This is a genomic window from Corallincola holothuriorum (genome assembly GCF_003336225.1).
Lineage (GTDB): Bacteria > Pseudomonadota > Gammaproteobacteria > Enterobacterales > Neiellaceae > Corallincola > Corallincola holothuriorum.
This window is the reverse complement of the sequence record NZ_QPID01000001.1, coordinates 143,861-155,868: the sequence shown is the minus strand read 5'-3', so window position 1 is coordinate 155,868 and position 12,008 is coordinate 143,861. Positions and strand designations below refer to the sequence as shown.

Sequence of the window (12,008 nt, the reverse complement as noted above, 5' to 3'; positions counted from 1 at the left end):
CGCTCTAAACCGCGACGTTTTGACTCACTGTTTCTGGCCCGAAACGATAACGGCTGACATGGGCAGGCACTTCATCCTGATGCTGCGCCAGTAATATATTCACCATGGCAAACAGTCTGCTACGGGCGCCTTCGTAGCCAATCTGCAATAGATCAGCCGTACCGTAGCGGTCATGGCAGGGGTAGCCGGCACGCAACACGGGCAATTTGGGCTCGCACATATTGGCGGTATGAGTGTTGCCTATCACCAGCGACACTTTGTCCAAGGCAGGTTCCAGATCCGACAGATCACCGACCACGATCTTCTTGATCGGTAGGCGCGCTAACAACGGCGAGTCGGTGGCTGTCACTAAGCGCGAGATCTCACAGCCTTGCTCGGTCAGCAGGGCCGTATAGCCCAGCGCCATATCACTCTCCATCGCCATGGCGATGGGTGCCGTGCTGAGATGAAAATGGCTATCTAACATCGCGTCTTGCAAGCGTTTCCGGGCACGGGTTAACCACGCCGGCACCGGCTTACCACTGAGTTCAGCTAATCGCATCACCAGTGCATCGGTATTAGCCATCCCCATTAATGAGGAGAACTCAAAACAGGGCACAGCAAATTTTTGCTGTAACCACTGCCCAACTCCAAACAGGGATTCACCGAACACCAAGGTCGCAGCACTGGACGCCATCTCTTCGAGTTCCAGCACCGAAGTGCCGCCAGCACTGGTGGGCGAAAAGTCATCATCAGCCAGATGGCCATCCATAGAGACCGACAGATCCGGCAACATGATGGTGCTGAGATCAAATGCATCCAAATAACGATGCAATAACTCAACATCGGCGGGCGTCATCGCCACCGAACAAAGCAGGTTCAGCTGCCGCTTACGGCGGGCTTTAACAACCGGTGCGCGGGCTATCTGTTTGACCAAAGCACTGACGCCATTGGCAAAGCCAGTCTGCATAGAACCCACAAAATCTGGCGTTGCCATAGTGACCACATGGATATGGCTAAACTGGGGATGTGCGGCTTTAAACTCTTTCACCACGCGGTCGATATCACTGCCCTGCATCTCTGTCAGGCCGGTGGTGATCACTGAGATCAGTTCCGGTTGATGCTTTTCACACAGCAACACCAACGCTTCCATAAGGTTACTGTCTGCACCCATCACGGCTGCGATCTGATCAACCGCAGAATTTTGAATCGGCACAGGTTCACGGAAGTGTTGGATCAAATACACCTTGGCAAAAGCGCAACAGCCCTGTGAACCATGCATCAACGGAATACTGTTGCGTATACCCAGCGTCGCCAGCGTTGCCCCTGTGGGTTGGCTGGTTTTTAACGGGCGCTCGGTTAACGCGCGACGATTACGCTCCACCTTCTGCGGTACTGACCCCTGCGTTGCTGAAGATGACGCCGGTGATGATGAGTTATTCTGACTCATGATCGTAACCTCCCTGCCGCTGTTCACTGCAAATAGCGGGTGCATAGGCACCATGGAATTTTCCTGTTTGCCAAGGGGCATCACTGCGCACATGTTGCCAAATCGGGCTCTGTATAGTGCGGCATAGCTCTTTAGCAAAAGTCAGCATGCCGTCATAACCGGCATAGGCGTGTTCACGCTCTTGGTTAATATCGAGGAATGGCAGGCGCGCTTTCAGTGCGGTGTACATATTGCGGCCACCCGCAATCATTAAGTCGGCTTGATAATGCGCGGCCACATCCAGCAGGTTACGCGCCCCGCCCTCATCCAGCATCTGCGCGTCTTCACCCATGATCTCGCGAATGCGGGCTTTGTCCTCTTCAGTGGATTTCTTGGTGCCGGTCGCGACCACTTCAATGCCCAGTTCCTGCAACGCCGAAACGATAGACCAGGACTTCACCCCACCCGTATAAAGCAGCGCCTTTTTACCTTTTAACTGTTCACGATATGGGGCTAATAACGATCGAATGCGGCATTCATTCCTGCCCGTAAATTCGTCGGTATTGGCAATCAGATCGGCATCGCCAATTAGTTGCGCAAACTGCTTTAATGCATTGGACGTATCTTCAATGCCGTAAAAGCTGCCTTCAAACCAGGGTATGTCCCAGCGCTCTTCCAGCATTCTGGCCACATTCACCTGTGCCCGCGAGCACACCACCATGGCGGCGTCAGCGCGGTGCATGGTCTGAATTTCATGGAAGCGCGTGTCCCCCGCCATACAGCAGAGAATGCGATAACCCAGCTGTTCAAATAGCGGTGACACATGCCAAAACTCACCGGCAATGTTGTACTCGCCGATAAACACGATATCGTGCACCGGACGCTCTGGATGATGGTGCTGCATCGGCTTCGGCGGTGGCTCGGCGGTGCCCACCACCTTCTTCACCATCACATCACCGGCAATACGGTTACCCAGATTCTTGCTGCCATAAAAGCCGGCAGCATCGACCGCGACTACGGGTCGCCCCCAGCGGGATTGGGCTAATTCACAAATGGCATCAACGTCGTTGCCCTCTAACGCAGGTACGCAAGTGACATAAACAAATACTGCGGGAGGATCGTGCTTCTCAATCACTTCACGAATGGCATGCAACAGGCGCTTTTCCGCCCGCCCCATGATCACATCCTGTTCATTTAGGTCAGTAGTAAACCCCAACCGAAACAGGTTTCGCCCACTGGCACGGGTGCCGCGGTTGTTCCAGCTATTGCCCGCACAAGCAATGGGGCCGTGGACGATATGAGCCACATCCGCGATGGGCAACAAACTGATCTGCGCACCATCAAAACTGCAGCCCCCCGCCGTCGCTCCAGGTACAGGGCGACTGCAACCACTCTTGCCTTCAGTTTTGTTATGACTGCAAGCCGGTTCATCCTGTAACGCCGCTATCTCACTTCGTTTCATGGCACCTCCAGCATGGCTATCAACACAGAGACTCAACCGCCCCGCGTTTGCCATCCGGCTAAGGAAAATTGTCGTCACAATGACAGTTGCAAAAGCAAGGCCACGGTTAAGTGGTTGTTTTTATTAGATTGGCGTTTGTGGGGTTTGCGACAAAGTGTGTGGGGGTGTGGGATGTAGACTGCGAAGAGTTAGTGTCAAAGGGTAATGGGGAAATTGAAGTTGGAAACTGATTCAGTCAAACATCATAAGAAAGTCAGTGTAACGGGAGTAGTGCTCTCTTTGTTGTGTTGTAACTCACTTCTGCCCCATTCTTTGCTAGGGATACAGCTCGCCAGTTAATCGTGGCGTTACTTTTCTTATTGAAGCTAGGATCCGGCTCCAACCCTTTCGCCTCTGCCACAACTTCCCGTCAATGACTACGTCATAGCAATCAATGCGGTCTGCCTTAAACAGCTCAATTCTGTGAACAATTGCTTAACCAGCATCGAGGCCGGTAATCTCTATAACTCGACGTAATTTAGCTAGCTGTTTAGGCTTCTCATAATCTTGATTTGGTTCTGATTCTTGTTTTGTTCGCTTGCTGTATGATTGTTCGATGTTTTTCTGATATTTATTAATTCGACGATACCTACGCATCTCCTACCTTGTAAGGTCGAACTAATACACTGTTATGAGTAAATCGGCATGGTGCCTTTTAAAAAATTTAATTTAATAATAATTGTAACGCTCATTGCTGTTTTATCGGTTTCGTGTTCCAAGGCAGTCGATAGCTGCGGAAAGGAATCGGAGGCGACCGTTTGGGCTCGCTCAATGGATGAAAGTCGTTTAGCATTGCTTTACGCTGATTTTGAAAAATTGGCCGCTAATGAGAATGTTGCGCGAGTCTATAGCTTTCACGGTGAAGGGCAGAAAATGCCTCCAGAGTTTTCAGATTTAAAAGTTGTGAAGCTCAGACCTAAAAGAGGCTATATCCTTGTAAATGGCTGCATGGATCATGGGGTTGTCATGAGTTTTAAAGGGCTAAACAAGCCGGGCGAGACTCAATCAATAGAGTTATCTTGGGGAGAGGCTCCTCCACATAGTGGGTCGGAAGTTATTTGGCAAAGGTAGTACTCATAACAAACGCTTGCAGCCGAGGCCAAACACTACGCAATTTTGGTGTTACTCGCTGCGCTCAAACAATAACACCAAAACCGCTCCGCGTTCGGCCCGGCTGAAGCGGGCGTTAGGCGCCAAGAGGAATACATGAACCACCTAGAGCGACAAGTCTTGGACTGGATCGCTGAGTCATACCCAGAGTTGAACTTAGGTGAACAGGTCTCTCATTTAGAAGTTATTGAGCGTGAGTACACTGGAGCTGGCGTAACCACATCGTTTGATGCTAGTGGTCAATTATCTGAACTGAGAAGCTTCAATCTAGTTGGGCCTTTGGTGGTATCTCCGGCTTTGGCGTCGGACGCTGAAACAATGCTATGCATCATTGATGGCGTGGTCGACTACCTAGATATTTTGGTCAGAGGCGATGGTTCAGTGGAAGCCATAGACACCTTTAAGTTGCTTGATGAAAAGGTCAACTTTATTGATGACCCAGGCGCCTAACAAATCAACTCACGCGAACGGATTTTCACAGGCTAACGTCGTTCCGCGCATCAGTTTAGCCTGCTCAATCCGCCCATGGTTGGGGCGTTAAGCATCATGATCGAATATCGAGATAAGTTCGAATATCCAGAAAATCCAGCAAGTGTCGGAGAAATACAGCTTCTTGAAGAATGGCTGGGTACGAAACTTCCGAAGGAGTATAAGAAATTCTTGCTTGAAACTAACGGGGCAGATACTCCTATTGGCGTTCAAGAACCTGATGACTCAGTTGTGCTCTGGAGCGCAAAAGAGATATCCGAATTAACAGATGCCTATTGTTATGAGCAATACTTGCCTGGGCTGGTTGCTATTGGATCAGATGGCGGTGGAGAATCAATTGTCTTCGATACCACACATAGTAAATGCTCAGAAGATTGGCCAGTGTATAGGGTTCCCTTTGCCGATTTAACGAAAGAATCTATGGTATTGCTAGCTGAAAATTTCAAAGAGTGGGTTTCCAATGGTTACACACTCAAGTTCTAAAATGCTTAACAAGCGCAGGAAATTGGACACATACTTCGCACTTTTGTGTTACTCACTGCGCCCAACAATAAAACAAAACCGCTCCGCACATGGCTAAGCTAAAGCGAGCGTTACCCATTCCCCAACTTGTTCCTTTCCAACAGTGAGTTACGGCGAATGACAGCTCCTCGCTCAAGCCTGACTGTCTGGCCTGATTGGAGCCGTTCACCTTCTACTGTCAGATTGGGTACAAGCCAGTACAGTTAGCCATACCTATTCTGCTAAACAGAACTACTTCAATATCAATAATCAATATCAATATCAATATCAATGCAACGTTGGAATCGCCGCCGCTAGCATCAGCTTAATCTGGTCAACGGTCTGCAGCTCTTTCTCTTTGTCGTAGGCTTTCACCTTGGGTGTATGAATATGGCCAACGGGTACCCTACTGCCGATCAGATTTCTTAAGCGAATAGAGCGGTAGCTGATCTCATTGGACAAGTACCCTCCCCCCGAGCCTTGTACTGAGGTTTCACCTTTTAGCTCAGCCAGTGACGCGGGCGACTTTTTCCCCGTTAAAGTTTCGACGTTACGATTATCTGTCACAGGAAATGGTGCGTTCATCTCTTGGGCAAGGCTGATCATTTCTGCTGCAGGTAACGAATATTCTAAAAACTCGGGGCCTCTTAGCGGCTGCCCTTGTAACAAGGGCACTAACGGCGCTTGGCTGGTGGCTCCGGTCAGTACATTCAGATTGCCCGGCGCCTCTGCACTGCGTCTTAGACCTGGAAAACGCTCCAAGTCAAAGCCATCACGCCCCATCGAAATGGTGACCACCATGTCGACTTTATTGTACTTAAAATAGGGCATTAGCAGCTTTTCAATCATGCCTGCGTCGAAGTCAGCAAAACGTACTGGGATCATCACCGCTTGCACCTCTGCCGAAGTACCATCGGCGGTCAGCAGTTCGTTATCCAGCAGCAGTGCAGCTAGTCCCGACGGGTTGGATTGGTCGATATGACGATCTAAAAAGAACGGGTCAAAGCCGGTCACCAAGATACGTTTTTTTGCCTTTGAGAACACGGCGGTGCCGAAGCCACGACTCTCCAGCTCGAAACTGTCTATCCATTGCGCGTTCGTCTCTGCTGGCAGATCTAAGCTGCGAAACTTGGCGTTTGCGGCTAAACGAAACCAGTAAAGTGGCCGATCATCAGCCTGCTGTTGGGCAATTTTTTTACCAATGTTGAAGCCCTCTCGGCCAATATCGGCGATCTGATCAAGCGTGTTTGACGCATCCAGACGAGCGATAGCCGCCAAGGGCTTTGCAAAAGGCGCCAGCAAGCCGGTCATTGCTTTTTCTGCGTCCGGCAAGCGCTGTTCTTCGATGGTGAGTTTGTTGACATCATTGGCAAGCACAGCGGATACCAATGAAACGCACAAAAACACCATGGCAATAAGAGTTCTAAACATCAACAACCTCGATTTATTAAGTCACTACACTCGACGGTAAGGGAGGTAAATGGGCTCCCACATATGCGCAGCCAGCTCTTGATCTATCTCTTTGCCACACATACAACCGTCAGGATCTGTTTCCTGAATTTGCTTAAGCACGGCTTTGGCCACATGCATAGAGACCGCTTTTAATTCACCGATACGTGGGAACACGCAACCTTCATCGAGATCCTGTTGCGGTACATAATCAGCCAGCGCAAACGACGCCGTGGTGAACATCTCCATAGTGATCTTTTTTACACCAGAGACAATGGTGGCTAAGCCAACAGCGGGGAAAATGAACACATTATTCCCCTGACCGATCCGGTATGGCTTACCGTCATATTCGACATCATCAAACGGGCTACCGGTTGCCACAATCGCCTGCCCTTGGCTCCACCGGTAGATATCTTCTGGTAACGCTTCACAATTACTGGTGGGGTTAGAGAGAGGAAACACCATGGGGCGCTGCGTGTAATCAAGCATCTTCTTCACGTGATTTTCTTTAAACGCACCACCGACGCCACTGCAGCCGAGTAATACCGTCACGGCGACATTGTCAATCAACTCACTAAGATCTGCTTTGTTGTCTTCTTTTAACTGCCAATCGCTGGCTAATGACACCGGCTTAGCGTAACGATGCTTGTATTCATCCAGACCTTCGCGGTTATCGAACACCACGCCTTGAGAATCCAAAATGAAGATACGATCTCTGGCCGCCTGATGAGACACGCCCTCTTTTAGCAGGCCAGCAAAGATCTGATCCGCAACACCTACACCACCGGCGCCGGCACCATAAACGGCAAAGATCTGTTCGCCCAGAGTTTCCCCTTTAATCTTGGTGGCACCAATAATACCCGCCAACACCACCGCGCCTGTGCCTTGGATATCATCATTAAATGAGGGGATCTCATCCTCATACTTGGCCAGGTTATTAAATGCGTTGGACTTACTGAAATCCTCCCACTGCAGCACCGCTTTAGGAAAATGCAGTTTGGTTTGCTGCACAAACTTGTCGATAAACAGTTTGTACGCTTCCCCTTTCATCCGCTTTTTCGGGATTCCCAGATACATGGGATCGTTCAGCAGATCCTGATTGTCAGTGCCGACATCTAACGCCACCGGTAAACAGTGGCCAGGGTGAATTCCCGCCCCCAAGGTATAGAGCGACAACTTACCAATGGGGATCCCCATACCGCCCGCACCTAAATCACCTAAGCCTAGAATGCCCTGACTGTCGGTTACGACGATGATTTTGATCTCTTTGCCAGCGAAGTGGCGTGCCATCTCCCCCATGCTGTCGACATTGTCTGCCGTTACATACAGGCCGCGAGCTTTTTGGTAACGATGACTGAATTCCTGACACGCTTTACCTACCGTCGGCGTGTAGATAATAGGTGTCATCTCTTCTACGTGGCGTGACAATAACGCATAAAAAAGCGTTTCGTTGCGATCTTGCAGCGCACGTAGAAACAGGTACTGTTCGATGTCGCTGCAGGCACTAAGAAACCCCTGGTACGCGCGTTTTAGTTGGTCTTCAAAGGTTTGCGGTTTCGGTGGTAGCAAACCGTTGAGATTAAATGCTTCTCGCTCTTCGTAACTGAAACCGGTGCTTTTATTTAGCAAGCGATCATTGAGTAGCTCGGTACCGGAGATCGATACGGGTCTAAACTCGTTACCCTGCGCATCTTTCCAACGTAAGTATTTACCTGTCGCCATCGGTTTGCTCCGCGATTGTATTGGTAGGGGATCAACTCAATAGAGGATAGAAGATCCCACCAAGATATCTGCATAACCCGCTATTAATAGGAGTTATTTTTTAGCCTTACCTTACTCTCTCAGCGGTCGCAAAATATGTTGTTAGATCACGAAAAACCTTCACTGCCGTTAACTAGGCAGAACTGATATATTCTGGTGTCTGCCACACGAACCCAAGATCCCATGAGCAAACGTTTTAGCCAGTCCTGTGAAAACAACAAGCAGCCCATCTTAGAGCAACTCAAGCCACGCTTGGTCAACCAGCGCCATCTGTTAGAAATAGGCTCGGGCACCGGGCAACACGCGCAATTTTTTGCCAAGCATCTGCCCCATCTGTGCTGGCAAACCAGCGACAGACCAGACAATCACCCCAGTATTGATGCCTGGATAGCAGAATTAAATCTGACCAACCTGCGTTCCCCGCTGTCTTTCACTATTGGTGAGGACAATTGGCCTAACCAGCCCATCGACACCGTGTTTACCGCCAACACCGCCCATATCATGCAATCCGAGGAAGTGCAGATAATGATGGGGTTAGTTGCAGAGCACTTACCACTCCGAGGGCTGTTTTTACAATACGGGCCGTTTAACATTGATGGCACCTATACCAGTGACAGCAACCGCGAGTTCGACCAATTTTTACAGCAGGAAGGTTGTGGTGGGATCAGGGATATTGCCGAGCTTGAAAGGTGGGCGAAGGGATTGATGTTAGTAGAGCAAATAACGATGCCAGCTAACAACCTGCTATTGGTTTGGCGCAAGCACTGTTAAAAATCCGCCATACAGCAATTCTGTTAACGAACCTGCTTAATCAATCTATCAATGCCTACGTATTTGATTTGTTCAGGACGGAGCGTAAGAGCCACTCCTTTATCATTAACATAGGTCACCGGGCCACTAAAATTAACCACTAATGCGCCCCCTTTTTCCATTATTCTCATCAATGGCAAAAGTGACTCATCAGCCTCTGCAGGACCAGCCGACAAAGCAATATAGCCCATATCATGCAGCTGACTCTGGTCAAGTTTATAAACGGCTACGCCATCAAAATATTCGGTGACTGATTCAACAAGCAGAAGTACTTTACTGTCGTATCCACGAAGCTGTAGCGCGACCTGATAAACATCACCAAAACCATCGGAAACAGACACTGGAGATGTGCCATCGACAGCATCTGATGTCAAAACAGCACGCCAACCATAGTTAATATCGGTATCTAACATTGCAGCTCGACACACTGCGATATAATGGTGGTCAGTCACTTTCATGTGCTGCTGACAATTCTTCATGCCTTTAATTGTGTAAGCAGGCACAGGTGAGTTTTTCATCTGATGATAGAAAGGATCCGCTTGGCTATGTCCAGCCACAAACAACAACATCAATGAAATCAGACAACATAATTTGTGCAACATCTATACATCCTAAGCAATGAATGGAAGCAGCTTTTAGAGAACTCGACGATTAACCTCATCTTGGGCTCTCCTTCCACAAATATTCTGCCTGAATCAACAATGCTTGAGATCGAAAAATGAACATGCTGAATTGCTAATCATGACCGAGGTAAACATAAACAGGCATCGATGGCGGGATAATACACCTATAGCGTCGATAATTCTTACAAGGTTCAAATATTCCACCGACTTTGTGAGAAATATATATTACTTATCAAAACATTAGCAACATGGCCAGGTTCCTGCTTCATTGCAATGAGAATTAATATCATTACATTTAATAGCCAAGGAATAACAATAATGAAGCTAAAACATCTGGCCTTAGGCGCCCTTTTGAGCGTTCCTACAGTATCCTACGCTGCTCCATTCACTAATGGTGGCTTTGAATCTGGTGATTTGTCGCCGTGGGTGAACGTATCTTCGCCAGAATGGTACGTCACTGACACTGAATCCCATTCCGGAAGCTATAGCGCAACCGACGTCGGCAACTTTCAACTCAAGCAGACATTTGATGCTGTTGCGACAGAAAATGTTTCCGAAGTTTCCTTTTGGCTCAAGCAACCAGAAGCAGCAATCTCTTGGGTTGGTCTTTTTTACTCTGACGGCAGTTCAGTAGGAGATATCGTTAACCTAACGACGAGTGACTGGGAATTTTTTGATATCACCAGCTGGTTAGTCGCTGGCAAAGAACTGACTGGCTTTGGCTTGTATGGCTACTCAGGCGCAGGCCCAGATGAAGACAGAACCTATTTAGATGATGTCACAATTAGCTACAGTGCAGAGGTTCCTGCGCCGGGTATTCTTGCCCTGTTTGCTCTGTCTATACTTGGTTTTGCCGCTGCGCGTAGAAAGTAAGTAATACGGTCACCGCGCTGAAGAGATAAAACGCCTCACCTTTGATGGGGCGTTTTTCTAAAAACACAATTCCTCAAGCTGATCCAGCGCTTGCAGCCCCTGCTCGTCGCCCTGCTCTTCAAATAGATCGCGAATATAAAACACATTGGCGTGCAACAGATACAGGGGGTCATGTTTAAGCCCTTTGCCAGCTAAATAGTCGACATATTGCTGGCGAAATTTATCCCAGAATGCATTCCCCACCCCTGGTTGTTCGGTCAATGCGAGTAGATGGTCCATCAACTTTTGGGCGTTGCCCTCACAGTCAATGCCAGCAAAACTCACATAGCGATCAACAGCCGGCTCTGATTTATCACTCTCTGCCGCTTTGTGCTGCTTGCATGCACACGCCATTTTATCTACCTCGACTACGTTCACCTTGCGGCCCCAATCAATTTGTGGCCGCAAGGCTGCCTTCACCAATTCTCTCTTGTGGCGATCACAAGGCCTATGCTGTGTCTGACATCGTCGGTGAAGCAGGCACAACCCATGCTGGCGGCCATCAAGAAAATATCAAACTCAGGTTGGCTAACAAAGGGCGCACGTTCAGCCATATCATCCTCAGAACAGAGGATAAACCTAACGTCTGGATGCGCCTGACGTAACATGCTTAAGGTATGATCTTTTGCCCCTAACTCGGTGAGCAAAAGCAGGCTGTGTTGCAACACACGATCATCGAGTGTCGCGTCGATCAGCATATCATTCGGCTGCACCTTTGGTGCCTCCAGTCCTCCCATAGTCCCTAACATGGCACGCCCTCCACTGCTCTTTCTGTCGATTCCATCAAACGTTGTAACCAAGGTGCAGGCTTGCCACCCACCACCTGTTGCATGCGTTCAAGCACGTCGCTGCACGCCCCCGGTTGGGCTTGCTTAATAGGGTGAACGTTGGCGCGAGTCACTTTCGCCGCAGCAGGCCCCCCAATAGAGAGGGTCGACAAGATATGGCAGTCACTGATTAGCGACAGCATAAATTCGGAACGCTTTTCGCCACTCTCACTGCAAGTCACGGGTCTTACATCAACAAGCTGATGCTTTTCTGCGTTGACCTCATACACCAGTACCCGTAGGCAAGATCCGAAATGACCATCAAGCCGCTCTCCGTTATTCGACGTCATTGCCACGCGCAATTTCTTACCGCTGAGGGGGGCTGATGGGAGAACTTCTGGCGCTTCCATGGTGTCAACTTCGTTGCTGTTGAAGATGGCGAATGCCTGCGCAAGATTTACTCTGTCGGGTTGCTCGGGCTGCGCAGAAAAGATCTCGCGTAGCTGCTTCGGCGACAACTGCCGTAGTTTCTTCTCGGTGAGCGGTTCTCCCAGCGTATCCACCAATAAACTCAACAGCTGCGATAGAGGGATCTGAGGTAACGCCTTTGCAGCCAATGCGATACGTAAGGCTGCAGTTTCAGAGACTGGTGCGGTCATCATTATCTCCCGACTAAT

At 49.3% G+C, this 12,008-nt stretch carries 13 protein-coding genes; 5 read left to right on the top strand and 8 right to left on the bottom strand.

Features of this window, described 5'->3' with window-relative positions; genetic code table 11:
* Window positions 1-4 precede the first annotated feature (4 nt).
* Window positions 5-1,429 (bottom strand): nitrogenase iron-molybdenum cofactor biosynthesis protein NifN, encoded by a 1,425-nt coding sequence (gene nifN, locus DU002_RS00665; protein ID WP_114336422.1) that lies wholly within the window; start codon window positions 1,427-1,429, stop codon window positions 5-7.
* Entirely contained in the window at window positions 1,416-2,870 is a 1,455-nt protein-coding gene (nifE, locus tag DU002_RS00660; protein ID WP_114336421.1) for a nitrogenase iron-molybdenum cofactor biosynthesis protein NifE, read from the bottom strand. The genes nifN and nifE overlap by 14 nt, the downstream gene beginning before the upstream one ends.
* Window positions 2,871-3,554: 684 nt before the next feature.
* Here nifE and DU002_RS00650 point away from each other — a divergent pair.
* From DU002_RS00650 to DU002_RS00640, 3 genes are all read left to right on the top strand, one after another.
* Window positions 3,555-3,980 carry a hypothetical protein gene (locus tag DU002_RS00650; protein WP_114336420.1) on the top strand — a complete coding sequence of 142 codons (426 nt, stop codon included), beginning with the start codon at window positions 3,555-3,557 and terminating at the stop codon, window positions 3,978-3,980.
* Between the two features lie 135 nt (window positions 3,981-4,115).
* Window positions 4,116-4,469, top strand: coding sequence for a hypothetical protein (locus DU002_RS00645; RefSeq protein ID WP_114336419.1), 354 nt, complete (start codon window positions 4,116-4,118; stop codon window positions 4,467-4,469).
* A gap of 96 nt (window positions 4,470-4,565) precedes the next feature.
* Window positions 4,566-4,991: an SMI1/KNR4 family protein gene (locus tag DU002_RS00640; protein WP_199405131.1), complete on the top strand. Its 426-nt coding sequence runs from the start codon at window positions 4,566-4,568 to the stop codon at window positions 4,989-4,991.
* 306 nt (window positions 4,992-5,297) lie between these two features.
* On the opposite strand, the gene DU002_RS00635 is transcribed toward DU002_RS00640, so the two are convergent.
* Both DU002_RS00635 and DU002_RS00630 read right to left on the bottom strand, forming a co-directional pair.
* Entirely contained in the window at window positions 5,298-6,440 is a 1,143-nt protein-coding gene (locus tag DU002_RS00635; RefSeq protein WP_199405130.1) for a hypothetical protein, read from the bottom strand.
* A gap of 24 nt (window positions 6,441-6,464) precedes the next feature.
* A complete protein-coding gene (locus tag DU002_RS00630; protein ID WP_114336417.1) occupies window positions 6,465-8,180 on the bottom strand; it encodes an NAD-dependent malic enzyme in 1,716 nt (571 codons plus the stop codon).
* 222 nt (window positions 8,181-8,402) lie between these two features.
* Here DU002_RS00630 and DU002_RS00625 point away from each other — a divergent pair, with 222 nt between their 5' ends.
* Window positions 8,403-8,990, top strand: a complete 588-nt coding sequence (locus DU002_RS00625; RefSeq protein WP_114336416.1) for a DUF938 domain-containing protein — start codon at window positions 8,403-8,405, stop codon at window positions 8,988-8,990.
* A 23-nt stretch (window positions 8,991-9,013) separates the two neighbouring features.
* On the opposite strand, the gene DU002_RS00620 is transcribed toward DU002_RS00625, so the two are convergent.
* On the bottom strand, window positions 9,014-9,631 hold the full coding sequence (locus DU002_RS00620; protein ID WP_114336415.1) for a hypothetical protein: 618 nt from the start codon (window positions 9,629-9,631) through the stop codon (window positions 9,014-9,016).
* A gap of 339 nt (window positions 9,632-9,970) precedes the next feature.
* Between DU002_RS00620 and DU002_RS00615 the strand changes: the two genes are divergently transcribed.
* Window positions 9,971-10,525: a PEP-CTERM sorting domain-containing protein gene (locus DU002_RS00615; protein WP_114336414.1), complete on the top strand. Its 555-nt coding sequence runs from the start codon at window positions 9,971-9,973 to the stop codon at window positions 10,523-10,525.
* 57 nt (window positions 10,526-10,582) lie between these two features.
* On the opposite strand, the gene cowN is transcribed toward DU002_RS00615, so the two are convergent.
* The 3 genes from cowN to DU002_RS00600 are packed head-to-tail and all read right to left on the bottom strand — an operon-like array spanning window position 10,583 to window position 11,993.
* The gene (gene cowN / locus DU002_RS00610; RefSeq protein WP_199405129.1) at window positions 10,583-10,984 is read right to left on the bottom strand and encodes a N(2)-fixation sustaining protein CowN; all 402 of its coding nucleotides are present in this window, start codon (window positions 10,982-10,984) and stop codon (window positions 10,583-10,585) included.
* Window positions 10,981-11,313: a DUF6129 family protein gene (locus tag DU002_RS00605; RefSeq protein ID WP_114336413.1), complete on the bottom strand. Its 333-nt coding sequence runs from the start codon at window positions 11,311-11,313 to the stop codon at window positions 10,981-10,983. Before DU002_RS00605 ends, cowN begins: the two co-directional genes overlap by 4 nt.
* Window positions 11,307-11,993, bottom strand: coding sequence for a NifB/NifX family molybdenum-iron cluster-binding protein (locus tag DU002_RS00600; RefSeq protein WP_114336412.1), 687 nt, complete (start codon window positions 11,991-11,993; stop codon window positions 11,307-11,309). Before DU002_RS00600 ends, DU002_RS00605 begins: the two co-directional genes overlap by 7 nt.
* Window positions 11,994-12,008: the final 15 nt, after the last annotated feature.